This window comes from Tardiphaga sp. P4_G1 (assembly GCF_056401215.1).
Genome location: NZ_JBFUJU010000005.1, coordinates 216,640 through 239,139 on the forward strand (window position 1 = coordinate 216,640; position 22,500 = coordinate 239,139).

General features: G+C 61.7%; 30 protein-coding genes. 14 read left to right on the top strand and 16 right to left on the bottom strand.

The features are described from left to right. The first annotated feature begins 5 nt into the window (after positions 1 to 5). Positions 6 to 707: an Ig-like domain-containing protein gene (locus AC1DUY_RS13715; RefSeq protein WP_478114903.1), complete on the top strand. Its 702-nt coding sequence runs from the start codon at positions 6 to 8 to the stop codon at positions 705 to 707. Here AC1DUY_RS13715 and AC1DUY_RS13720 read toward each other — a convergent pair. From AC1DUY_RS13720 to AC1DUY_RS13735, 4 genes are all read right to left on the bottom strand, one after another. Beyond that, positions 704 to 1,276: an inner membrane-spanning protein YciB gene (locus AC1DUY_RS13720; protein ID WP_439077823.1), complete on the bottom strand. Its 573-nt coding sequence runs from the start codon at positions 1,274 to 1,276 to the stop codon at positions 704 to 706. The genes AC1DUY_RS13715 and AC1DUY_RS13720 overlap by 4 nt on opposite strands. Before the next feature lie 56 nt (positions 1,277 to 1,332). Then, positions 1,333 to 1,908, bottom strand: coding sequence for a hypothetical protein (locus AC1DUY_RS13725; RefSeq protein ID WP_093756607.1), 576 nt, complete (start codon positions 1,906 to 1,908; stop codon positions 1,333 to 1,335). A gap of 90 nt (positions 1,909 to 1,998) precedes the next feature. After that, positions 1,999 to 2,322 carry a hypothetical protein gene (locus AC1DUY_RS13730; protein WP_478114906.1) on the bottom strand — a complete coding sequence of 108 codons (324 nt, stop codon included), beginning with the start codon at positions 2,320 to 2,322 and terminating at the stop codon, positions 1,999 to 2,001. 225 nt (positions 2,323 to 2,547) lie between these two features. Further along, positions 2,548 to 3,951 (bottom strand): carotenoid oxygenase family protein, encoded by a 1,404-nt coding sequence (locus AC1DUY_RS13735; protein ID WP_478114908.1) that lies wholly within the window; start codon positions 3,949 to 3,951, stop codon positions 2,548 to 2,550. A 109-nt stretch (positions 3,952 to 4,060) separates the two neighbouring features. On the opposite strand from AC1DUY_RS13735, the gene AC1DUY_RS13740 reads away from it, so the two are divergent. After that, positions 4,061 to 4,795, top strand: coding sequence for a TetR/AcrR family transcriptional regulator (locus AC1DUY_RS13740; RefSeq protein WP_309948665.1), 735 nt, complete (start codon positions 4,061 to 4,063; stop codon positions 4,793 to 4,795). Positions 4,796 to 4,846: 51 nt separating this feature from the next. Here AC1DUY_RS13740 and AC1DUY_RS13745 read toward each other — a convergent pair whose 3' ends face one another. From AC1DUY_RS13745 to AC1DUY_RS13755, 3 genes are all read right to left on the bottom strand, one after another. Then, positions 4,847 to 5,428 (bottom strand): amino acid synthesis family protein, encoded by a 582-nt coding sequence (locus AC1DUY_RS13745; protein ID WP_478114910.1) that lies wholly within the window; start codon positions 5,426 to 5,428, stop codon positions 4,847 to 4,849. Between the two features lie 50 nt (positions 5,429 to 5,478). Further along, positions 5,479 to 6,339 (bottom strand): fumarylacetoacetate hydrolase family protein, encoded by an 861-nt coding sequence (locus tag AC1DUY_RS13750; RefSeq protein ID WP_478114912.1) that lies wholly within the window; start codon positions 6,337 to 6,339, stop codon positions 5,479 to 5,481. A 162-nt stretch (positions 6,340 to 6,501) separates the two neighbouring features. Next, entirely contained in the window at positions 6,502 to 7,350 is an 849-nt protein-coding gene (locus AC1DUY_RS13755) for a GntR family transcriptional regulator (RefSeq protein ID WP_478114914.1), read from the bottom strand. Here AC1DUY_RS13755 and AC1DUY_RS13760 point away from each other — a divergent pair. The 3 genes from AC1DUY_RS13760 to AC1DUY_RS13770 all read left to right on the top strand — a co-directional run bounded on the left by AC1DUY_RS13760 (position 7,330) and on the right by AC1DUY_RS13770 (position 10,349). Then, positions 7,330 to 8,322 (top strand): zinc-dependent alcohol dehydrogenase family protein, encoded by a 993-nt coding sequence (locus tag AC1DUY_RS13760; protein WP_478114916.1) that lies wholly within the window; start codon positions 7,330 to 7,332, stop codon positions 8,320 to 8,322. The genes AC1DUY_RS13755 and AC1DUY_RS13760 overlap by 21 nt on opposite strands. A gap of 40 nt (positions 8,323 to 8,362) precedes the next feature. Beyond that, complete coding sequence (locus AC1DUY_RS13765; RefSeq protein WP_439066805.1) at positions 8,363 to 9,262, top strand: VOC family protein; 900 nt, start codon at positions 8,363 to 8,365, stop codon at positions 9,260 to 9,262. A gap of 136 nt (positions 9,263 to 9,398) precedes the next feature. Continuing rightward, a complete protein-coding gene (locus AC1DUY_RS13770; RefSeq protein WP_439059301.1) occupies positions 9,399 to 10,349 on the top strand; it encodes a tripartite tricarboxylate transporter substrate binding protein in 951 nt (316 codons plus the stop codon). Between the two features lie 19 nt (positions 10,350 to 10,368). Here AC1DUY_RS13770 and AC1DUY_RS13775 read toward each other — a convergent pair whose 3' ends face one another. After that, positions 10,369 to 11,007, bottom strand: coding sequence for a hypothetical protein (locus tag AC1DUY_RS13775; protein ID WP_231079936.1), 639 nt, complete (start codon positions 11,005 to 11,007; stop codon positions 10,369 to 10,371). Positions 11,008 to 11,155: 148 nt separating this feature from the next. On the opposite strand from AC1DUY_RS13775, the gene AC1DUY_RS13780 reads away from it, so the two are divergent. Next, positions 11,156 to 11,857, top strand: a complete 702-nt coding sequence (locus AC1DUY_RS13780) for an SET domain-containing protein (protein WP_439059298.1) — start codon at positions 11,156 to 11,158, stop codon at positions 11,855 to 11,857. Here AC1DUY_RS13780 and AC1DUY_RS13785 read toward each other — a convergent pair. Then, positions 11,854 to 12,252, bottom strand: coding sequence for a hypothetical protein (locus AC1DUY_RS13785; RefSeq protein WP_439059296.1), 399 nt, complete (start codon positions 12,250 to 12,252; stop codon positions 11,854 to 11,856). The genes AC1DUY_RS13780 and AC1DUY_RS13785 overlap by 4 nt on opposite strands. A gap of 116 nt (positions 12,253 to 12,368) precedes the next feature. On the opposite strand from AC1DUY_RS13785, the gene AC1DUY_RS13790 reads away from it, so the two are divergent. Together AC1DUY_RS13790 and AC1DUY_RS13795 are read left to right on the top strand one after the other, a co-directional pair. Then, entirely contained in the window at positions 12,369 to 13,187 is an 819-nt protein-coding gene (locus AC1DUY_RS13790; protein ID WP_478114919.1) for a helix-turn-helix domain-containing protein, read from the top strand. Positions 13,188 to 13,250: 63 nt separating this feature from the next. Then, entirely contained in the window at positions 13,251 to 13,916 is a 666-nt protein-coding gene (locus AC1DUY_RS13795) for a DsbA family oxidoreductase (protein ID WP_175366536.1), read from the top strand. 8 nt (positions 13,917 to 13,924) lie between these two features. On the opposite strand, the gene AC1DUY_RS13800 is transcribed toward AC1DUY_RS13795, so the two are convergent. Together AC1DUY_RS13800 and AC1DUY_RS13805 are read right to left on the bottom strand one after the other, a co-directional pair. Continuing rightward, positions 13,925 to 14,869, bottom strand: coding sequence for a JmjC domain-containing protein (locus AC1DUY_RS13800; protein WP_478114922.1), 945 nt, complete (start codon positions 14,867 to 14,869; stop codon positions 13,925 to 13,927). 18 nt (positions 14,870 to 14,887) lie between these two features. Further along, positions 14,888 to 16,099, bottom strand: a complete 1,212-nt coding sequence (locus tag AC1DUY_RS13805) for a GNAT family N-acetyltransferase (RefSeq protein WP_478115277.1) — start codon at positions 16,097 to 16,099, stop codon at positions 14,888 to 14,890. Positions 16,100 to 16,413: 314 nt separating this feature from the next. On the opposite strand from AC1DUY_RS13805, the gene AC1DUY_RS13810 reads away from it, so the two are divergent. Together AC1DUY_RS13810 and AC1DUY_RS13815 are read left to right on the top strand one after the other, a co-directional pair. Then, positions 16,414 to 16,653 (top strand): hypothetical protein, encoded by a 240-nt coding sequence (locus AC1DUY_RS13810; protein WP_315844197.1) that lies wholly within the window; start codon positions 16,414 to 16,416, stop codon positions 16,651 to 16,653. Between the two features lie 173 nt (positions 16,654 to 16,826). Continuing rightward, positions 16,827 to 18,227: a caspase family protein gene (locus AC1DUY_RS13815; RefSeq protein ID WP_478114924.1), complete on the top strand. Its 1,401-nt coding sequence runs from the start codon at positions 16,827 to 16,829 to the stop codon at positions 18,225 to 18,227. A gap of 7 nt (positions 18,228 to 18,234) precedes the next feature. On the opposite strand, the gene AC1DUY_RS13820 is transcribed toward AC1DUY_RS13815, so the two are convergent. Then, positions 18,235 to 18,474: a PilZ domain-containing protein gene (locus tag AC1DUY_RS13820; RefSeq protein ID WP_478114926.1), complete on the bottom strand. Its 240-nt coding sequence runs from the start codon at positions 18,472 to 18,474 to the stop codon at positions 18,235 to 18,237. A gap of 229 nt (positions 18,475 to 18,703) precedes the next feature. Here AC1DUY_RS13820 and AC1DUY_RS13825 point away from each other — a divergent pair, with 229 nt between their 5' ends. Together AC1DUY_RS13825 and AC1DUY_RS13830 are read left to right on the top strand one after the other, a co-directional pair. After that, positions 18,704 to 18,994, top strand: coding sequence for an HdeA/HdeB family chaperone (locus AC1DUY_RS13825; RefSeq protein ID WP_093757295.1), 291 nt, complete (start codon positions 18,704 to 18,706; stop codon positions 18,992 to 18,994). 146 nt (positions 18,995 to 19,140) lie between these two features. Continuing rightward, on the top strand, positions 19,141 to 19,422 hold the full coding sequence (locus tag AC1DUY_RS13830) for a hypothetical protein (RefSeq protein WP_315843033.1): 282 nt from the start codon (positions 19,141 to 19,143) through the stop codon (positions 19,420 to 19,422). Between the two features lie 90 nt (positions 19,423 to 19,512). On the opposite strand, the gene AC1DUY_RS13835 is transcribed toward AC1DUY_RS13830, so the two are convergent. Further along, entirely contained in the window at positions 19,513 to 19,722 is a 210-nt protein-coding gene (locus AC1DUY_RS13835; protein ID WP_089265143.1) for a DUF6894 family protein, read from the bottom strand. A gap of 294 nt (positions 19,723 to 20,016) precedes the next feature. Between AC1DUY_RS13835 and AC1DUY_RS13840 the strand changes: the two genes are divergently transcribed. Further along, the gene (locus AC1DUY_RS13840) at positions 20,017 to 20,202 is read left to right on the top strand and encodes a hypothetical protein (protein ID WP_478114928.1); all 186 of its coding nucleotides are present in this window, start codon (positions 20,017 to 20,019) and stop codon (positions 20,200 to 20,202) included. A gap of 230 nt (positions 20,203 to 20,432) precedes the next feature. Next, on the top strand, positions 20,433 to 20,870 hold the full coding sequence (locus tag AC1DUY_RS13845; RefSeq protein ID WP_439066800.1) for an acyl-CoA thioesterase: 438 nt from the start codon (positions 20,433 to 20,435) through the stop codon (positions 20,868 to 20,870). A 40-nt stretch (positions 20,871 to 20,910) separates the two neighbouring features. Here AC1DUY_RS13845 and AC1DUY_RS13850 read toward each other — a convergent pair whose 3' ends face one another. The 3 genes from AC1DUY_RS13850 to AC1DUY_RS13860 all read right to left on the bottom strand — a co-directional run bounded on the left by AC1DUY_RS13850 (position 20,911) and on the right by AC1DUY_RS13860 (position 22,090). Continuing rightward, complete coding sequence (locus tag AC1DUY_RS13850) at positions 20,911 to 21,138, bottom strand: hypothetical protein (RefSeq protein ID WP_068735728.1); 228 nt, start codon at positions 21,136 to 21,138, stop codon at positions 20,911 to 20,913. Positions 21,139 to 21,302: 164 nt separating this feature from the next. Next, a complete protein-coding gene (locus AC1DUY_RS13855; protein ID WP_478114931.1) occupies positions 21,303 to 21,602 on the bottom strand; it encodes a hypothetical protein in 300 nt (99 codons plus the stop codon). Positions 21,603 to 21,676: 74 nt separating this feature from the next. Next, positions 21,677 to 22,090 carry a hypothetical protein gene (locus tag AC1DUY_RS13860; protein WP_478114933.1) on the bottom strand — a complete coding sequence of 138 codons (414 nt, stop codon included), beginning with the start codon at positions 22,088 to 22,090 and terminating at the stop codon, positions 21,677 to 21,679. Positions 22,091 to 22,500: the final 410 nt, after the last annotated feature.

Sequence of the window (22,500 nt, forward strand, 5' to 3'; positions counted from 1 at the left end):
AACAGGTGAACAATTTTCATCTGGTCGTTGTCACTGCATGTGTGCTTGCAAGTCCGACCGCAGTCCTCGCCCAATCCATCATCCACTCCGAACAGACCCGCACCACGCTGGCATCATCCATCGATGCGACCGGCCGCACGACGCTCACGGCCTCCGTGACAAGCGAACGCGGCGGCGGTGTCCCCGGCGGCATTGTCCGCTTTGTCGATGAGACGACGCTCACTGTGCTTGGCTGGGTCGATGTGGCCCACCCGTCGCTGGTGGTCGAACGACTGCCGCCGGGTCCGCATCGCTTCCGCGCGGACTATATGGGTACGTCGAATTATCTGCCTGTCGTGGTGCAGCCGAGCCAGTCGGCGGTGGTGGTCGAGATGGTACGGGGCACGCCGGCCGTGGCGGTGTCGTCGTCCGAGAATGCTTGTCCGTCTGGAGCGATGGTCACGTTGACGGCCGCGATTGCCAGCGGTGACGGCGTTCCGAAGGGCGCCGTGACGTTTCGTGATGGTGAGCAGATTCTCGCAGCCCATGTCGGCCTCGACCGCGCCGGCATGGCGTCATTCACCACCTCGGCGCTGGCGGATGGTGCGCGCTGGATCACAGCCGAATATGAAGGGGACGCGGTGCACGCTCCCGCGGCCTCGGCGCGGCTGACGGTAGATGTCGGAGTGGCCCGTCTGCGAAGCTCGCAATTGCGCGCCGGCGACTAGGCGCCCATCTGCGGCGCCGTCGCTGCAGCTGCGCGAAGCTTGCGGCTGATGATCACCCGAAACACGACATACTGGATCGCGAAGGCCAGCACCTTGGCGCCAATGGCTACGACCGACACATAGAACGCCCACAGCTTCATATCGCCGGTCATGGCCACAGCGATGACACCGGCGCCAAGCGCGAACATCAGCGCAGCCCAGGCATAGCCCGCAGCGGTCACATATTCAGGGATCGTCTCGCTGACGATGGGTGGCAGGTAGCGCAGCATCCAGCCCTTGCGCAGCATGATCGCACCGATGGCGAAATGTCCAATGCTGGGCTTGGCCAGCACGAAGCGCGGATCCTTGGTCAGCAGCGTCGCGCCGCCAAGCACGACCACCAGCGCGAGACTGGCATAGGTCATTACATCAAGCCTCGAGCCCTTGACGCGGGCATAGACGAACTGTGCGACGGCCCCCGCGATCGCCACGCAGGTTGCCAGCAGGACGTCGCCGGTGACGAGGTAGAGTACCAGGAAGACGATGGTGGAGAAAAAATCCTGGCCAAGTTTGGCGAATACGTCCTTCATCGCAGTGCTCCCAATGCAGTCGAGATGGTCAGGCGTCGATTTGCAGGCGAAGTGGATCAGGGCTTCAGCGGTTCAGCCGGTTTCACTGCACCATATTTCGCGCGACGATACTGTGGGTACCATTTGGTGAAGGCAACGGCAGAGTTGCGAGCGGCAAAAGCCACCGCAAAGCCGATCCATAGCGGCAGCGAGGGCATGTAAATGATCAGCATATCCGCCACCAGCATCAGCACAAATGCGCCGGCCCAAGCCCAGGTGAGGATGTAGTTCGCCTTCATGAAGCCGGGCAGCTTCGAGGTTTCGGCGTCGACCATCTCGCGGGCATATTGCAGCGTGAAGGGCAGGCGGATCGCCAGCGACAGCAGCACGATTGAGAGCAGGCCGACATCGACGGCGAGGCGGACGGCCACCGCGCTCCAATTGCCGTCGACCAGCGTGATGTAGCAGCCGAGCGCGCTGAAGATCAGCACCGAGCCTGCTGCGAGCATCTTCAGCGAGCCGCCGCGGATCACGTCCCAGACCACGATGCCGAGCGACAGCGCGGCTGCGGCGAAGAGGCTGATCGCGACCGATGACACCATCATCAGTATGGCGAAAGCACCGAACGGGGCGATGATGAGAAAGGAAGCCATGGCGTTTCCAGTTCGGGCTATCTTGACGTTGTGAAGGTGAGTTGCAGGCTCGCTTACGAGGTCGTCGCGTCGCTGCTCATTATCCTGCGATCATATGTCTTGTTGTGAGAGCGGGCAGACATTGCCGACCGGCGTGAAAACGTCACGAGAGGCCGAGGCGGCCGCGCCGGATGGTTCAATACCGACGAGCGTGGTCCCGGTCACAACCAGCACGAGGGCCAGGCTGCCCCAGCTTGCTGTCCGGGTCATCATGTCCGGCCTGCGATATGCGGTTCGTGCGAGAACGAACTGTGTCACAGCACCTGCGATGGCGACGGCAGTTGCGATCAGCACGTCTCCTGCGATCGCAAAGGTCGTGAAGAAGGCGATGGTGGAAAGGAAGCCGATGGCCAGCTTGGCGAGGACGTTGATCATGGCGTGGTTCCGCGCGCTTGTTGTTGAGTGAGACTTTATCTTTGTGCTTCAGGAGGCGGTGGCAGCCGCGCCGATCATCAAAAAGGCGCCACGCTATTTTCCCATCGCTCCATCTTTACGATGTCAAGATTTCTTCTAGGCCTTGCCCACGGGCTCGTCAACAAAAATCTTTACACTGTCAAAATTATGTGAGGCGAGATCTTTAACTGTCATTGAATCAATGGCTTAGAAGGAATCAACCCAGTTGCCGTGAAAGCCTGCTGGTACCCGGTGACCGAGCTGGACAAGAGCGATCGGCCCCGCGGCGACATCGGTGGCGTTGAACACCGCCAGATCGCTGCGGTTCTGCCGGGCGCGCCACACCACCGCGAGCAGCCAGCCGTCGCCTTCGGCTGCATCCTTGCCGCGCGCGACGAAGACGGGTTCGGAGATGCTGTCGCCGAGTGGCAGCATGTATTGGCCGAGCCTGACGCCGTCGCGCCAGACATGTGTGATCCCGGAAAAGGCCTTGCTGGCACCCGGTGCCGGGTTATCGCAGGCGTACCAGCCTTGCGTGCTGACGAGGCCGGAGCGGCGCTCGTCGATGCGCGGGAATTCGCCGGTGACGTCGTCGAGATAGGTGCGGGTGAAGCGATCGGTATTGGCTGATAGATCGAAGGTCCATCGACAAAGTCGCGCATTGGATTTCGCAGGATCTGTCGGCGAGCCATCAGGATGCGTGAACAGCGGCGCCTCCTCGGACTGCATGACGTCGGCGATGATGCGGTCGCCGTCCTCCCACGCATTCATCACATGGAAGACGTAGCAGGCTTCGGCGCGAAACCACTTGATATCATCCGCACTGCCGCCGCGCTTCATCACGCCGACATAAGAGCCCTTGTCCGGCTCCCACGCATAGGGCGGACGACCAGACCGGGCGCGATCCATGCTGCCGGTGATGGGCAGGATCGGAAACAGCAGGTGGTTCTCGGTGACGATGAAGTCATGCACCATGCTGGCATAGGGCGCATCGAAACGCTCGAAGCGCGTCACGATACCCGATGAATCGATCGCGCCGAACGAGATCGTCGGACTGAAGATACCGCGGGCGTTATAGCCGAAGAAATTCATTTCGCCGGTGACGGGATCGATCTTCGGATGCGCGGTGAACGGCCCGCCGATGCGCCCGCTATAGTTCTGATAGCCGAGCGTCTTCAGCGTGCCCGGTTCGATCTCGGTTGGCGCATGGCCTTCCTCCAGCGCGAGCAGGCGGCCGGCATGAAAGACGATGTTGGTATTGGCTGCACCTGAGTCATTGCCAAGCGAAGCCGGCGCGTCCGGCATTTTCTGCCCGAAGCCGCGATAGAGCGCGCGGCCGGCATCGTGCTCGGCGAGAAACTTCGGCGTGTGGATCCAGCGATTGCGATAGCTCGCGCGGCCGTTCTCGATGTGAAAGGCATGCAGCATGCCGTCGCCGACAAACCAGTGCGAGCCTTTGGTTTCGAATTGAGGATTGGGGCCGTTGCGGTAGAGCGTACCGTTGAGCTCACGTGGCAGTTCGCCGACGACTGTCAGGAACGGCGCGTCGCACTCCATCGGGATCGGCGCAAGATTGTCATGAGCAGCCTCGATCGGGTCCAGCAGCGCCATCGTCGTCTCCCATGCTGTTATCTTTACGTTGTCTAGATTGCTAGATGTGAGCGGTCGGCGCGTCAAGCAAAATCTTTACAGTGTAAAAATGACGACCTATAACATGACCATGACGAAGCAGACCAAGACCGCGAAACCGCGCCCCGTGCCGCAAGACCGCCGCAAGAAGGCCGCAGGAAATTCGCAAGCCAAGGGCGTGGCCAAAAAAACCGCTGGCGCCGAATCTCCCTATCATCACGGGGACTTGCACGGCGCGCTGCTGAAAGCCGCGGAAATCGTGCTGGAGCGCGATGGACTATCTGGCCTGACGCTGCGCGCCGTCGCCCGCGAAGCCGGCGTCTCGCATGCGGCTCCGACGCATCACTTCGGCGATCTCACCGGCCTCGTCAGCGAACTCGCCGCCATCGGTTTTCGCAACTTCAACGCCACAATGACTGCGGCTGGTGCGAGCGGCACGACGCCGCTCGAAAGCGCGCTCGCCCGCGCCAAGGCCTATCTCGCTTATGCACGTGCGCAGCCCGGCATGTATCAACTGATGTTTCGTACCGAGCGGCTCGACATGACGCGGCCGAATCTGCGCGAGGCCGCCAATGCATCCTTCGCCGGTCTTGCCAGCGTGGTCGGCGCACATCATCCGGGCAATGTCGCCACCGATGCGCTGACCATCGAACAGGCCGCACAGATCGCGCGGACGTGGTCGCTGGTGCATGGTTTCACCATGCTGACCCTCGATGGCCGGCTCACTGATATCCTGCGCCGCTTGCCTGATGGCACCGACGCAGAGAAGCTGTTCGTCGAGATGTTGAAGATCACCGTCGCCAGGGCGATGGAGACGCCGAAGTAGCGAAACTCTTTGCGAAGCGCCTGCGTCGTGTGCAGGCGCTGTTTGCGGTAGCTATCGCTGTCCGTCATGCACCGAGATATCGGACGCGGCCAGCCCGCCAATACGTGCATGCGGTCTTCCGCCGGTGGCCATCACCAGGCCGAAGGCGATCTCGTCGCGACGCGGGCCATCCCAGACAGTCATTTCAGCAGTGCTGAAATGACTGCGGACATAGGCCGCTTCGATATGGCCGAGCGGGACCATCAACCGTGTGCCGATCCCGCCGACGGTCTTCGCGGCCGGCACGATGGCTTTGGGCTGGCCGAGAATCTCGCGCATCGTCCAGCCGCCGGCCTCATGCCACACCGCTGCATGTTCGAGCTCGCCATCTTCACCGACGATCATGCCCTTGCCGTAGGCTTCGATCTTGTCCTTGCCGCCGAGCGCCTGAACGAGTTCGGCCGCAAGTGTGCGTCCAAGTTCGCGTAGTTGGGCCTGGAAGGCCATCAGGTCGGGCTCGTAGCGACCAGCAAAAGGATTGCGGATGATCGCAAGCGCCGTGCCGACATGGAGCGGCTGCGAGAGACGCGGCCCACGTTCGTGCCAGACCGTCTCGACGGAAATCTGGGTCTTGCGAATGTCATAGGATGTCATGGCTGACCCAGTCCGTGTTTTGCGAGCGTTGTGAGGAAGCCGTCCGCTGACTACTCGTCGATGACGGGATTGCTGAGGATGCCGAGCTTCTCGATTTCGACTTCGACGACGTCGCCGGCCTTCAGGAAGATCGGAGGCTTCCGCGTAAAGCCGACGCCGGCAGGCGTTCCCGTTGCAATGACGTCACCCGGGACGAGGTCGAAGATTTCCGACGCATAGTTGATCAGCCGGGGAATCGAGAAGATCAAAAAGGATGTGTCCGAGGATTGGACGATGTCACCATTCACGCGGGTTTCGAGCTTGAGCTTGGTGGGATCGCTGACTTCATCGGTCGTCACCAGCCACGGGCCGAACGGTCCGGTGCCGACGAAATTCTTGCCGGCCGCGATCTGCTGTGCGTGTCGCTGATAATCGCGGACGCTGACGTCGTTATAAATCGAATAGCCCGCGATGTGATCCATGGCTTCGCTCTCGGGAATGTGTCGACCGCCCTTTCCGATCACGACGGCGAGTTCACCTTCCCAGTCCAGGTGCGTGGAGACTTTCGGCCGGATCACCGGCTGGTTGTGGCCAACCTGTGAGCGCCAGACCCGCAGAAAGATCGGCGGGAATTCGGTGATCTGACGGTCCATGCCATGAGCCACCGCTTCCTTGTGGTGGTCGAGATAGTTGCGCACCGCGCAGACGATCTTTTCGGGGCGGGGGATCACCGGCAGGTAGCTGATGTCCGAGAGCTTCAGGTCCGGCTTGTGTCCGTCAACAATCTGGTCGCGCTTGGCGAAGTCGGGGCTGGCGATGAAATCGGCGAGCGTCGGATAGTGCGGGAGCGCCTTGCCGAGATCGACGATCGCGTCGTTGACGACGGCTCCCCAGCTCTCGCGCTGCTGATGGCTGAAAGACAATAGCTTCATGATGAGGTCTTCCTATGTAATCCTTGATATCGAAATTTCGTAAGTTTATTATATTTTCGAAAATAAAGCCTGGCAAGGGGGCTGGCGGCGCCTGCGGCGACTTTCCACGTGGGATGTTGGGCCTGCCGTCTGTTTCTTCGCCGGCAAGCCGGCAATCCCGTCTCAGGATTCGGTCAGCAGATGAGACGCGTATTTCACGACATTGTCGGAGGTGCTGCGGATGTGCTGGTCGATCAAGGACGTCGCGAGATTTGTATCGCGGGCAATCGCGGCCTGCATGATGGCGCGATGCTCACCGACCTTGTCGCGTGGTTGGGGGCGAAACATGGCGGACAGGTTTCGATAGCGTTCGGCGCGCTCGAACAGCGAAGCCCGAATGCCGAACAACGTCGGGGAGCGCCCGCACGACACCAGCGCCTCGTGAAACTGGCGGTGGGCGATCTGCCATTCCGGATTCTCGACGTGATTACCGGGAAGCCTTTCCTCAATGCGTCCCAGCCTGTGCAGGGTCGACATAACCGCTATTTCCCAGTCGTCTCCGCCATTTGCGATGGAGCGGCTGAGCAGTTCGATCTCGATCAGGATCCGGGTCTGGGTGATGTCGATCAGGTCGTCGCTCGTAACGGGCGCCACGCGAAAGCCACGCTGCTCCTCGGCAACGACCAGGCCGTCCGCCGTCAGCGACGTCAGCGCCTCGCGCAGCGTCGTGAAGCTTGCGCCGAAAGCGAGCTTCAAGGCATCGAATTTTAGCGGTTCGCCAGGCTTGAGCCGGCAAGCGACGATATCCTGACGCAGTCGGTGCGTGATATCGACTGCGAGTGTTTTGCCGAATTCTTTGCGCGATTTGACGGCCGAAGCAGTCATGGAATGGACCTCAGATTCCGCCGGCTGATGGTGCCGGCTGGTTGCAGAATGCCGGCGCATGACCGCTATTGCAATAATTTTCGCAATAGTACATATTTTCGAAAATACCTTCTGCAGGGTGGATTCATGAAGGCTGTGCTGGTTCATCGTCCCGGTGGTCCCGACGCGCTCGATTATGTCGATGTCGCCATTCCGGCTCCGGGCCCGAAAGAGGTGCGGATCAAGGCGGAGGCTTTTGGCGTCGGCCAGCCGGACGCCTTGATCCGGCGCGGCGTTTACAAGTGGATGCCGCCACTACCGGCCAATCCGGGGAATGATGTCGCCGGGCGCATCTCCGCGGTCGGTCACGGTGTTGTCGGTATCTCGGTCGGGCAGAAGGTTTTGCTGAGCGCCCGCGATCTGTCACAGCGCGGCGGCTGTTACGCCGAATATGTGGTGGCGCCGGCCGATGCCATTCATCTGTTGCCTGATGCCGTCGATCTTCAGGACGCCGTCTGTCTTGCCAACTATCAAGTGGCCTGGGCGCTGCTCCATGAATGCGGTGGGCGTAATCCCGCTGGCAGTGTGCTTGTGATTGGTGCTGCGGGCGGCGTCGGTACGTCGATCGTGCAATTGGCGAAGCTGGCAGGCATGACGGTGATCGGTACGGTCAGCACCCCCGAAAAAGCCCGGTTCGCCAAATCCAACGGCGCCGACCACGTGATCTTCTATCGTGACGAGGACGTCGTCGCGCGGACGCGCGAATTGACCGGGGGGAGCGGCGTCGGCCTCGTGCTCGACCATGTTTGCGGTCCCGAATTCGTCTCCTATCTTGGCGTGCTCGGCAAATGGGGGACGCTGGTCTCCTACAACGCCTTCGCCGGCCTTCCCGAAGAAAACTTGATGGGAGAGATGCGGAAGTATCTCGACGTCTGTCCGGCTATCCGCTGTTTCTCCTTTCACATCTACGATCATGACCGCGATGCGCGCCGCGCCATCATGGGGAAGTTGATCTCGCTGCTTGGGCGCGGGGAGATCAAGCCCGCAATCTCGGCACGGCTGAAATTATCCGAGGTCCGGCAGGCGCACACGCTGCTGGAGTCCGGGGGCGCGCTCGGCAAGATCATCATGACCCCGTAGGCGAACGGCTATCGGTCTGGAACGAGATACGGAGGACCACATGATCAAGGTAAAACGCATCAGGCATGTGACGTTCGTTACGCCTGATATCGACAGGCAGATCGACTACTATCAAACGGTGGTCGGACTCGGTGTGGTGACGCGTGACGCCAGTCGCGCATCGCTGGCCACCGACTCGGATGAACTCGCCGTCGTCCTGCAGCGTGGCGATCAGGCGGCCTGTCGGCGATTGACCTTCGAAGTGGCGCTCGATCTGGATTTCGCCGACCTGGTGGCTACACTGTCGCGCGCTGGAATTGCGGCTGAGATCCAGTCCGATCCGCTTCCTGGCGTGTCCCGTTCGGTGCTGTTCCGCGACTTCGAGGAAATGGAGATCGAGCTGCTTGCGGGGCCGACATTCGCTGTCGCGGAGCAGCCTGTCGGCGGCATTGCAGCCGACCGCCTCGGCCATATCGCGCTCTACACGCAAGACCCGCTGAAGGCGTCGAAGTTTTATGGTGACGTGCTGAATTTCCGGGTGTCGGACTGGATCGAGGACGCCTTCGTCTTCATGCGGTGTGGTTTTGATCATCACTCCGTCAATTTCGCGCGCGGCCCGGGTCGGCGATTGCATCACGCGGCGTTCGAGCTCCGTGATGCCTCGCACATGCATCGCGCCTGCGACCTGCTCGGGCGCAAGAAGATGCAGATCCTGTGGGGGCCGGTGCGTCATGGCCCGGGCCACAATGTTGCGATCTATCACCGCGACCCCGATGGCCATCTCATCGAACTGTTCTTCGATCTCGATCAGATGATCGATGAAGATCTCGGCTATTTCGAACCACGCCCATGGCACCGGGATCGTCCGCAGCGCCCCAAGGTCTGGGTAGGTCTCCCCCGAGATATCTGGGGGCCGGCTCCATCGCCGGAGCTCGCGGAGTTCAAACGCAAGGCGACATGACATCGCTGCCGACAAAGTCGCCGCCATGAAGCGACAGATCGGCACCACGGCGATCAGTGCTGAAGAAATAAAAGGGGAGGAAATAATGAGCCAGCGGTCGAAATCTATTCGGGGCAGAGTTCTCGCATGCCTCGGGGTGTCTATATTTATAGTCTCGTCGATCGACGTGCCTGGCGCCTCAGCGCAAGTATACCCAAATCGTGTCATTCGTATCGTTCACGGTTTCGCATCGGGTGGGGCGGCGGACACGCTCTCCCGCGTCGTTGCCGACGGGCTGGCGAAACAGCTCAATGAGACCGTCATCGTCGAAGCGAAGCCTGGCGCAGGCGGGAATCTCGCATCGGACGCGGTCGCCAAGGCAGCGCCTGACGGATACACGCTCGGCCTTGTAACCGGAGGCCATGCGATTTCGGCAGGGCTTTACAAATCGTTGTCCTATCAACCCGTCGATAGTTTCGAGATGATCTCCACGATCGTCTACTACGCGCTCGTCGTCGCTACCCGCAGCGACTATGAAGCAAAGACGCTGGGAGAGCTCATCGCGCTCGCAAAGGCCAAGCCGGGATCCCTAAGTTTCGGATCGGTCGGCTTCGGCAGCACGCATCACCTTGCTGGCGAATTGTTGAAAGCAGCAGCCGGCATCGACGTGTTGCACGTGCCCTACCGCGGCGACTCCCAGGCGATCACCGCGCTACTCGCGGGCGATGTGCCGATGATCGTTGGCACCAGCGTGCTTGTTGCGCCGCAGATCGAGAGTGGTGCGGTGCGCGGCCTCGCCGTCACATCATCGACCCGGAGTGCTTTGCTGCCGAATGTTCCATCGGCCGGCGAGGCAGGTCTGAAGGGGTTCGATGTCAGGACGTGGGCCGGGCTGCTGGCGCCGAAGGGCACCCCACCGGGGATCATCGCCCAACTCAACGCGGCCGTTCTGAAGTCTCTGGCCGACCCGGGGATCAGGGCGCGGCTGGAAGCGGCGATCGGTGGCGAGGTGCGGGGAAGCACGCCGCCGGAAATGCGTGAATTGGTCACGTCGGAAATCGCGCGATGGACGGCGGTGATCGACGCGGCGAAAATACCGAAACTTTGACCGCACGATCGATCTGAACCTACTTGGCCGGGCCCGGGATGTTACGCGATGCCATCGCCAGTGCCGTAGCCCGGCCGCCGATGCCGATCACGCTGACCTTGTCCGTCTTGCAATCGAAGCCGCGGGCGAGTTCGTCAGCGGCTTTGCGGGCCAGCTCGTTGGCCTCCGGATTGGCCGTCACGTCGATATAGGCGACATGGCACACGGCGCCCGGCGGCAACCGCGTGACCACCAGCATCTGTTTGGATTTTGGCCGGCCATTTTTCTCGGGATCGTCGTTGTCGGCGATGTGCCAGCGCTGGATCATCGCGAATGGTTTGCCGCCAATGACGCGCCATTCGATCGTGTTGGTGGTGGAGTTGAACGGACCGAAGCCTTGCGATGCCGCCGGCTCCTTGTCAGCGGCGCTGGCGCTGCGTCCGACCGTGATGGTCTCGCGCAGGTCGTCCTCGTTCTTCACCACGACGAGACCAGCTGGGCCGCGGCAAGTCCGTTCCGCGGCGTAGTCATCGCCATCGATTTTGAGGTTGGACGCTTTGCGGCAGTCGTTGTCGGTCGTCGACGTGTAGACGCTGCCGATAGTGTTGGCCGCGGCGAGCGAGGGCGCGCCGAGCAGGATCGTCAGTGTGGCGACAGCGAGGGCGGGCAGGCGGGGCATTTCAGGGCATCCAGCACGGGAAAGGTGCTGCTTTGACGTTCACAAGCTGGGGAAGGTTCAACCGAAGCGGCTGACAGGGCTGGTTGAATCGCGCTAGACAGCTTGGTCAGCCTTCATTTTGTCTCCAGCAGCGTCAGTTCCTCATCCCATGCCCGCCTCGACTTCCGCTAAGCCATATCGCATCGGCCGTTCCAAAACCGGTCTCGGTCTTTTCGCCACCCAGCCGATCAAGAAGGGCGTCAAGATCGTCCAATACTTCGGGCCCCTGCTGGATTCGAAGAACGAGAAGCACGACGCGATCGAGAACAAGTATCTGTTCCAGATCAGCAAGCGCTGGACCGTCGATGGTTCGATCCGCAAGAACATCGCGCGCTATATCAACCACGCCTGCAAGCCGAACGCTGAGTCCGACGTCAATGCGGCGAAGAAGAAGATCATCATCCGCTCGATCAAGAAGATCGAGCCGGGCGAAGAGATCAACTACGATTACGGCACGGAGTATTTCAAGGAATACCTGAAGCCGATCGGCTGCAAGTGCGATTCCTGCGAGAAGAAGCGCAAGAAGAAGCGCGCCGAGGCACGTGCCGAGAAGCTCAAGGCCAAGGAGAAGGCCGAGCGCAAGGCGCTGAAGAAGGAAGAAAAGGCGAAGGCCAAGAGGGCCAAAGATAAGGCCAAGAAGGCCAAGTCTTCGGGCAAAGCGGCTTCGGGCAAAGCCAAAACGACCAAGGCCGCCGCGGAGAAGACCTCCGCAGCGACCAAGGCCAAGTCTGTTAAGGCCAAGTCGGCTAAATCCAGGTCGGCCAAGGCTAGCAAGGCAAAGGCCGGCAAGGTCAGGAGCAAGGCGGCTTAAGCTGCCTGTACCGCTGCGCTCCGGCGCAGCCCGATATATTGCAGCTCCGCAAACACACCGACTGCGATCGCCTGCGCGGCCACGAAGATCTGGCCGAGCAGGTTCGGCGTCACCGCGCCCGAAAACAGCAGGCCGATGCTGCCCAGAGTCCACAGCGCATTGCCGATGATGATCACCAGCACCAGCAGCTTCGGCATGGTCGCGCGGGTGCCGAGCCAGCCGACCAGCGCCGCATAGGCGATCAGAAACAGGCCGGATTCCAGCAGCAGTGCTTCAGGCAGATGCAGTAGGGGCGCCAGCAGGCCCGTGGCAAAGGTCAGCAGCAGCGCCATGGCGCCGCTAACGATGGCGTCGATCTGGATGGCGCGGCGGAGCAGGAGAGAGGGATTGATCATGGTCGTTGTCCTTCGGTTGGTCGTTGTGGATGTCCCGACCATGACGGCGCGGCGGAGCCAAATCGATTACCTGTGAGGTCATGGAAGCTGCGAAATTCGCGTGTTAGCTTTTTGCCATGAACACACAGCTTGCAGCGTCCTCCGCAACATCCCGGCCCGCCGGGATCGGCCATCATTTGCGCGAATGGCGGCAGCGCCGCCGCCTGAGCCAGCTGGATCTGGCCGGCGATGCCGAGATTTCCACGCGTCATCTGAGTTTCCTGGAGACCGGCCGCGCCTCGCCCTCGCGCGAGATGGTGTTGCGGCTGGCCGAGCGGCTCGACGTGCCGCTGCGCGAGCGCAATGTCTTGCTGGTGGCTGCTGGCTTCGCACCGGCCTTTCCGGAGCGGGCGCTGGACGATCCCGCGCTGAATTCAGCGCGACAGGCCATTGACCTCGTGCTGAAGGCCCATGAGCCCAATCCGGCGCTGGCGGTCGATCGGCACTGGAATCTGGTCGCGGCCAACCGAATGGTGATGCCGCTGCTGGAAGGCATCGCGCCGCGCTTGCTCGGGCAGCCCTTCAACGTGCTGCGGCTGAGCTTTCATCCGGAGGCGTTGGCCTCGCGCACTGTCAATCTCGGCGAATGGTGCGCGCATCTGCTGGAACGTCTGCATCGACAATGCGAGGCGACCGCCGATCCGGAGTTATTGAAGCTGTATCAGGAGCTGAAGACCTATCCGATTCCGGCGCGCTCGGCGCCGATTGCGGCCGACAGCGTCGTGGTGCCATTCCGCATGAAGCTCGGCGACGACGTGCTGAGCTTCATGTCGACGACCATGACCTTCGGGACGCCGCTGGATATCACCCTGTCGGAAATCGCCATCGAGACGTTCTTTCCGGCAGATGACGTCACGGCGAACAGGCTCCGGGAGATCGCTTCAAAGGGGAACTGACGGCCTTGTCCGTGATGTCCATGACGCCTATTTGTGGGCGGAACAAATACAGGGAGCCCGCCCATGAGCACCATCAAGCCGCTTCAGATCGATATCGTCTCCGACGTCGTGTGCCCGTGGTGCTATATCGGCAAGCGCCGCATCGAGAATGCGCTGGCGTTGGTCCCCGACGTGCCGGTGCATGTCAATTGGCGGCCGTTCTTCCTTAATCCGTGGATCCCGCGCGAGGGCATCGATCGCTCGACCTATCTGGAGACCAAATTCGGTTCGGTCGAAGCCTACAAAGGCATTGCCGGCCGTGTCGTCGATGCGGCCGAGCAGGAGGGCCTGACCTACCGGCCGGACAGCGTGAAGCGCCAGCCGAACACCATCGATTGCCACCGGCTGATCCATTGGGCCGAAGCCTCCGGCAAGTCGGCCGAGGTCAAGCAGCGTCTGATGGAATTGTATTTCCGCGACGGCGGCGACCTCACCCAAAGCGAGACGCTGGTCCAGGCGGCGGCCGATGTCGGACTCGATGCGGACGATATCCGCAAGCGCCTTGCCACCGACGAGGATGTCGAACTGATTTCCGGCAACGCCAAGGAAGCCGCGGACAAAGGCATCTCCGGCGTGCCGACTTTCGTGTTCGCCGGAAAATATGCGGTGTCCGGTGCGCAGGATGCCGAAAAACTTGCGCGTGCGATCCGTCAGGTCTCGGCGGAAGTGAACGCCGAGGCGGCGGAGTAGGGCGCGCCTTACGCGCCCTTCAAATAATAATTCGCCTTCTTGCCGAGCGCGATGCGGCGCAGCAGTTTGCGCATGGCCAGTGAGCTACGCAGCGGTTTGATCGCCGTGGTCACCGTCCGGTAGAAGGCGAGCTTCAACGTGTCCAGCATCGGCTGCTGTCCCGGCGGCTTCTGCGGGAAGCCAAGGCCGCGCAGCATCGAGTTGAAGAAGTGCAGGTCGTTGACGCGGCGCACTTCCTTGGTCTTCCAGGTGATCGCTATCGAGATCGAGAACGAGCCGGCGGTGCGCACCCAGTGTGGCCACTGATAGGGCACGTAGCAGCCATCGCCATCGAACATGTGAAACTCGACGGCGCGCGGTGCGAAACTGTCGTCGAATTTGAGATTGCGATGCTTGGTCATCGAGCGTTCGATCTCGTCGTCGGAAACGATGGCGCGGTCGCTGTTGTCATAGATCGTGAAAAACTTCTCGCCATGGATCTGGACGAAGAAATTATCCTCGCTGTCGAGATGGAACGGCGTGGTCGAATTCGGCGACGACACGAACAGGAAGCCTTCGAGCTGTTCGAAACCGGCATCGAGCAGGCTGTTGAAGCCGCGGGCGCGCGCCACCGACAGCAACGTGTCTTCGAGCAGTTGGCGATACTCCGGCGAGTTCTCGATCCGCTTCAGCACCATCCACGCACCAGCGGTCTCGATGCGCTTGACCACTTCGACCGGGTCGAGATCCACCGACGGGATCGCGTCGGGGTCCTGGCTGATCGCGACCTTTCCCGAATTGTATTCGATGAGATCGCGCGGCAGTTCGGATGCGAGTTGCGCGATACGCTGCAGCGTCAGCAGCGGATGTCCGGCGAGCTTGTGCTTGATGGCGAACGGCTTCAGCGGAAAATCGTTCTTGAGCGATTGATTGGCGGCCGAGATCACCGGCGCGACGTCAGTTGCAGCGTTCATGGTTGAACCCCTGGATATCTATCGGAGGCGGTTGCGGATGGAGCGGGCGACGTGCCGCAGCGGCTCGCGGATCGAGCGACGCAAGGTGAGCGCGCCGTGGATCAGCGATACCAGCGGATCGTGCTTGCGCAGCGGAATCAGCACGTCGCCGATGGCAAGGCGGCCACGCCAGATCGGATCAATCATGGGATGACCGGCATTGGCCGTGGAGTCGGCGCTTGCAATCACGGGATCGGCGCAGAGATGCCGCGTCACGTCGAGCGTGAGCTGCACACCAGGGGATAGTTTGGCGAAGCGCTCGTCGACGCCGAGCTTGAAGTAGAAGGCGCGGTCGAGATGCCTGAGCAGCACACCGGAGGCGACCGGCGTGTCGCCGGCGCGCAATGTGACGATCTCGCATTGGCCGTGTTCGGCGAGCGCCTTGGTGGCACTACGGATGAAGGTGTTGTCGCCGGCATCCTGCATCAGGGCGGTGCCGCGTTTGCCCTTCCATCCACTCGCTTCCAGCGTCAGGAACGTGTCGATGGTCGCAGCGATTTCCGCCGGCGTGCGTGCGATGTGGAAGGTCACATCGCCATGTTCGGCGAGACGATTGCGCTGGCGGCGCAGTTCTTTCAGCTTCTTCGCACCGAGCGCGTCGCGCAGCAAGTCGTCGGCATCGCGTGTGGCGTCGAGGCAGGCGCGGGCGTGGGATTGCAGGATGCGCGGTGTGAGATCCTGCATGGCGAGTGACTTGCGGATCGCCTGCATTGAGGCGCCATCGAGCGAGACGTTTTCGAGGATCAGCGCATGCGCACCGGCCTTGCGAGCCTGTTCCAGCAGGTGTGTCACAGCATCAGCCGCCATGTCGCGATCGAGCAGTGGCGTGGACAGCGTGCCATAGGGATCGGCGCTGACCAAGGCGGGAAGCGGAAGGCGATAGGCGCGGCGTGCGGTGATCACCGGCAGCAATCCGATCAAGCGCGGCATTCCGGCGTCGGTCATCCAGGCACTGAGCGCGGCGACATCGGTGCGGCCGCGCGCGGATGCATTGACGGCCAGTTCCCAGTCGGCGAGGTAATAGCCGTTCGGCTCGACGGCCTGCTGCGCGAGAGCGCGCCATGGCTCGGGCGCGATTGCCGCGAGCGGCGCAAGCGCATCGGGCGCAGACGCTGGGCGGTTCGCCGCGGTCATCCCGGCGCCCGTCGGTCTGCTGCCATGCATGCCGGCTGAGTTCGCAATGTCGACCACGTCCCCGATCCCCGTCGCAAGGAAGGCGGCGCAGGCCGCTTCTCCATTGCTGTCTGCGGAGACTAGGAGAAACATTCCAAGATCCGGTTTTTCCGGACGCGAAATTTGACGGGAATGTGTAACCGATCGTTCACCAAACGGTCGCTGAAAAGCCTGTGTTTTCAGCGGATATGGGCCAGCCGGGGTGGCGGATGCTGGGGTATTCGCTCGTTTCCAAGGACGGGCGGACCTGCGGTCGATGGTCGCGGCCTCGCCATGTTGGGGCTGGAAAATGGCCTGCACGTCAGGCTATCAAGGCGCCGGAGGGACGCATGATGAGAGCATTGGTATTGGCGATCGCGGCAGTGGCGCTTCTGGCTGCGCCGGCGAACGCACAGATGGGCGGCGGCAAGCGCGGCGGCAGCGACCATGCGCCCGCGCCCGAAAAGCCGAAGATCGACGAGAAGGCCTACAAGGCCGCCTTGGAGCGCGTTCCGACTCCCAAGGAAAAATATGATCCGTGGGGCGGCGTCGCGCCTGCACCCGCGCCCACGACGGCGGCGAAGAAAAAGTAGTCTTCGACTGCATATGTCGCACGCGGTTCCCGTGAACCGTGCTTGCGTTTACAGCGACCAAATTGGGCAGCGGCAGGCCGTCGCATTGTTGGCGTGCGGCCATCCTGATTTCAGTTGAATCAGGCGGGGAATTATCCGTCGCGCGAGCTGGCCCAGGCCGGGGAGACTGTTCGATGGTTCGTCCTGTCATTCGCAGCGCGATCGTTGCAGCCACGGTAATGCTCGGCTCGCAAGCCGCATGGGCGGAGAGTCGTCTGGCGCTGGTGATCGGGCAGTCCTCCTATCGGTCCATCGCGCCGCTCCCCAATCCGGTCAATGACGCCAAGGCCATGGCGCAGATGCTCGGCGATGCCGGCTTCGAGGTGCAGTCGGCCACGGACCTGTCGCAGACCGATCTGCGCGCCAGGATCGCCGGCTTCGCCGCCAATGTGTCCGCCAAGGGGCCCGACACGGTGGCGCTGGTGTTCTATGCCGGCCACGGTTTGCAGATCGACGGCGAGAACTATCTGGTGCCGGTCGATATCGATCCGAAGCGCGAAGCCGATATTCCACTGCAGGCGGTGCGCCTCAATGACATCCTGAACACGCTGACATCCGTGCCGAGCAAGAGCCGCATCATCCTGCTCGATGCCTGCCGCAACAATCCGTTTCCGGCTATCAGCAAGACCACCGGCCGCGGGCTCGCCCAGGTCGACGTGAAATTCGGCACGCCCGGCACGTTGCTGTCCTTCTCGACGTCGCCCGGCGCCGAAGCCGAAGACGGCAAGGACGGCAACAGCCCCTATACGACGGCGCTGCTGAAGGCGGGGCGCGAGCCGGGCCTGCCGATCGAGGATGCGTTCAAGCGCGTGCGACTGTCGGTCAATCAGGCCACCGAAGGTCGTCAGACGCCGTGGGAGAGCTCATCGCTGGTCAATGACTTTCGCTTCTTTGGCACTGATGCCGGCGCCAAGCCCGCCGTGACCAAGAAGACCGTCGATCAATGGCGCAAGGAGCTGCAGGGCAAGCCGGTGCAGGACGCCAACAATCTGATCGTCTCGGATGGGTCGGTGGAAGCCTATGAGGCCTTTGTCGGCCTCTATGCCGAGCCGCCGCTCGGCCCGCAGGCGAAAGAATGGCTCGACCGTCACTACAAGATGGTGGCGTGGAACAACGCCGTCATCACCAACACCGCGCCGTCCTATCGCGACTTCCTGGCGAAATATCCCGACAGCGATCTGACATCGACCGCGCAGAAGCTTGAGGAGCGCACGCGCAACAAGCCGGTGCCGGATGCGGCGGCGAGCGCACCGACCAATGTCGCATTGGCCGGACCGGGCCCGACATGCCCGTGCGGCACGCCGCCCGCAGCAGCGCCTGCATCGAAGAAAGCGGAGAAAACCACCGAGCCCACGAAGAAGCGCGCCGACAAGCCATCGCCACCACCGCGGCGCGGCCGCGAGATCGTGGAGGAAGAGGTCATCATCCGCCGTGCGCCGCCGGTCTATTATGAGCCGGTACCGCGCGTCTATTACGGCGGTGGAGGCTATGGCGGTTACGGCGGCGGCAACTATGGCGGCCGCGGGCGCTACTGACGGGCGTCTACTCGAACGCCACGCCAAGCTGGCGGTCGTTATTCCAGACCGGCCGGCAGCGGCGGATGAAGTGATCCGCCTCGATCACCAGCATGAAATGCGACGGCAGGCCGAGCGGGCTCGCGATATCGACACGCGCGCCGGAGGCCGAGAGGTTGCGGACGGTGCAATCGATACCGCCGCCGCCAAAGGCCAGCGTGCCGCGCTTCAGAACCCGGTGTCGTTGAGCCGCTCGTTTCTCGATCATGGTCGTCGTCCGCATCGTCTGCATGCGCCACGTCTAGCACCGCGATCTTGCCGGCCGATAAAGCCGATCGCAGAAATCCGGACCCGCCTGTTCATCCTTCGTGAAGTTCTGGGGGATCAGAAGATTTCACAAAAATATCAAATAAAGGAAATGGGCTCCATGATACCGTCGGGCTGAGAACGCTCGGCCAGCCATCGGCCGGCGTCATTTTTCGGGGAAGGGGATCATGATGAAATTCGCCTGCGCGTTTCTGACTGCCGCTGCTATGTTCTCTGCCGCGCCGGCCCAGGCTGTCGTGCTCGATCTGTCCACCATGTCCTGCAAGCAATTCGTCGAATCCGGTCCCGACGAGATCAAGATGGTGCTGACCTGGATGGACGGCTGGTACAAGGGCGACTCGGACGATGCGATCATCGACACCGAGGTGTTCGTCGAGAACGCCAAGAAGTTCGGCACCTATTGCGCGGCGCACCCGACCATCAGCATCGTGACGGCCGCGGAGAAAGTGCTGGGCGACTAGGCTCCAGTCCGGGCCAGCGCCCGGGTTTCCCGGTTTCCGAAGGTTTCAACCTGCGTGAGGCACGACGGGGTGCCTTGCGTCAGGCGCTTGGCGTGCCCGAATGGCCAGTGGTATAACCCCTCCGAAATTCACGGAGCTTTGGTGCCATGAAACGATCCAGCAAACTATTCAGCGTCGTCGCAGCGCTCGCGCTTCTGACCGGACCGGCCGCCGCGCAGATGATGAACCTGATGCCGGAGGTGAAGACCAAGTCGGCGGAAGAGAAGGAGCAGGACGCGATCACCGAGAAGGCGTATCGCGAGTCGCTGCGCAAGATTCCCGACACCAAGGCCGCGGCCGATCCATGGGGCAATGTGCGCAGCGATGCGCCGAAGGCGGCTGCGCCCGCGAAACAGCCGCGCACCAAGACCGGCAGCGCTGCGAATTGACCAGGCGATGACCGTCGCATCGGCGGGCTCGTGCCGCCGGGCGCGCAAATTGACTGAAGCCCGCGCGCAGCGCTGACATATGCGCCTGTGTCAGTTGCTCCAGGACAGCGGCACTTCGAACAATCCGCCGCTGTCTTCATTCTCGACGACGATCGCGCCCCTCACGACGCCGAGGCTGCGCACCATCTCCGATGCGAGCTGACGTGCGTGCAGCATCGCTTCCTGATCGTCCTTGAAGCTCGTCCCTTCTTCGTCGAGGAACGTGTTTTCGGCGATAATATGAAAGAAATATCGAGGCACGGGAAACGACCACAGCTGGCGCGCGTGTAAATGGCTTGCAGCACCTGAGGTTGCTGTAAGACAATGATACCGCTAAACTAACTTGTTCCGTGCGTCGATAGAAATGTGCAAAATTTGCGGCGAATAAACGGTTTTTTTGCGCGGCCAGTCGCGTGCAGGGATCCGCTTTCGGAACCGTGATGCATCTCTGGGTTGTCATCGAAGGCGGCCATTGTATCGGGCGCCATGATCGTTGCGGTATGATGGGATGAGATACGGGCGTCATCCGGCCGCGGTTTCACATATGGGGCAATCATGTCGTCGGCCGATATCGTCTTTGCATGTGCTCTGGTCGTGATGATCGGGTGCAGCCTCTATGGCGAGCCGCGGATTGCAGGTGAGCGCGTTGCGATGCAGTGGGGCTTCGACGGCAAGCCGACATGGGATGCGCCGAAACGGATCGCGCTGTGGGGCATGGTCGTCTTCATGCTCTGCGCCTGATCATCTGGACGGCGACGACCTTCGCACCGGAGAAGGTTCACGGCGCCAATCTCGGTCTCATGTTGGCGTCGGTGATCATCGCAGCGTCGCACATTTTCATTGTGCTGAAGGCAATCAGGCGGACCTGAGTTGCGGCATGACGTCTCCCTGCGGCGGCTGGCTTCGCTGCACAAGAGAGGCTAGGGAGCATCAGGGCGGAGAACGAAGCCGCCGTCTTAGGCGAGGGGCATATGTCACGCGACCGGTTCTGGTTCTTCCACCCGTTTCGGGTGCGCTATTCCGAGATCGACGGCCAGGGCGTCGTGTTCAACGCGCACTATCTCACTTACTTCGATACGACCATCACCGAATATTTTCGTGCGCTCGGCTATGACCAGTTTGCCGATGCCAAAGTGAGCGGCGTCGACTTTCACGTCGTCAAATCGGTGATCGAATACAAGGCGCCGATCCTGTTCGATCAGGAGCTGGATGTCGCCGCGCGCGTGGCGCGGATCGGCAATTCCAGTCTGGTGTTCGAGCTCGGCATCTTCGCGCGCGCTGCCGACGATCTGTTTGCGACGGGTGAGATCGTCTGGGTCAATACCGATCAGAAGACCCATCGTCCGGTACCGATCGCGCAGCCGATCCGCGACCTGATCGCCACGCGCGAAACGCATCGCGCGGGATAAGGCACAGGTGCCATGGGCGGTGCGCGGACGCCGGGCGACTCTAGGCTGGCTCGTCCAGATCGTAGAAATGGGCGAGGCCCCGGCAGATCTCCATCAACCTGTCGCGAAAAGGCGTCTGTGCCGGATCCGAGTAACTGACGATAACGCGCCAGCTGTCATCCAGCGAATAGATGATCACGCTCATGTTCTTGGGCCATGGCCCGGCGATTGCGGCGGCTTCTCGAATGATCTTCTGAAGTTCGGCGGCGGTTTTCTTTGGCTTGGGCATCCACGCTCCCTGGCTAGAAGCGTTCTAAAGTGGTGGCAGGGAACTGTCCAGAGTGTGCCGGGCTCGCAGTTTGTGTGACCCGACTTGCCTGTCTTGGGGTGACCCGGGCGTCCGGCCGGTTCAACCGCTGCACTGACCAAAAGAGGCCGCGCCCCGAGGCGGCCTTACCTTGGCAACGTTCCCAGATCGCCCGATGAAGGCCTGCCCAGGGCAACGAATGCTGCGACCGCCAGAAGGCAGATAGGCGCAATCAGACCGAGCAGGTATCCGGCAAGACCGTGCCGAATGTAGATGCCCCAATAGTTCACGAGGCCGGGGTAACTGGGGTCGGTGTTCGTATAGAAGACGACAAATTTTGCGGCGTTGGATATGTGCCCGTGTGACCACACGAGAAATGTAAATGCCAGCACGGTTGCGATCACGCAGAGTGCTGTTACCACGACCATGCGCTGATTTCTGTTCATCGGATATCACTCGCTGACTTCACACCCTGTTGTGCAGGAAAGCTGCAAGAAGGTTCAAAGAAGGGTGATCCGCCTCATGCACCGCTACGGGGTGCTTCGCTGCGCGTCACGAACCAGCGTGGGATCTGCAGCGTGATCCATGATCCGAGCACCGTGAGGATCGCCATGCCCGCGAGCGAGATATAGAGCAGAGGATGTTGCGAGGATACGAGCGACCCGTTGAGGTGCAGGTGCGGGCGGATCATGTCCATGACTAGGCTGACCAGGCTCGCCGCCACGAAGCCGCCGATGACCGAAGCGACAATACTCGCGATCCATCCAAGCGGGCCGCGCTTCTTTGTCCAGGCCTCGTGAATTCCCACGGCCAGCATGGCGATCAACATGATCAGCATGATGGTCAGCGGGCCACCCACGCTCGACCTCGGCATCGCGCCGCTGAGTTCCACGAGCAACAGGGCAGCGACGGAGAGCAGTGCGATCGTCTTCACGGCGTGTGACCTTCCCATGTCGGATTGAACGCATGAGCGATGCGGACATCCTGTTGTGCGGGAAACGTGCAGGAAGGTTCAAAAGTGGCTCGATGAGTCCAAATCGGGTGGCTGTCGTTTTTGAACGATATCGACGAAGATGACGAAGAATGAAAGAGGCCGCCCACTGAGGCGGCCTTAGTCCCATTCAACCGGCCCCCATGGTTGTTGGTCGGCCCAATCCTTCGCCTCGTCGAGGGTGTGGTGGCTCCCTCCCGTGAGGTCGCACGTATAAACGAGTCCATCTGGCGTTTCTGGAATCGGACGGCTTTCGTCCAATTGGTCATCGTTGTCATATCGAGACGACGCAAACCGCGCGGGCTGGGCGTAGATAGCAATCCGCCTAGGGGCGGTTCGGTCGTAAAGCCAAA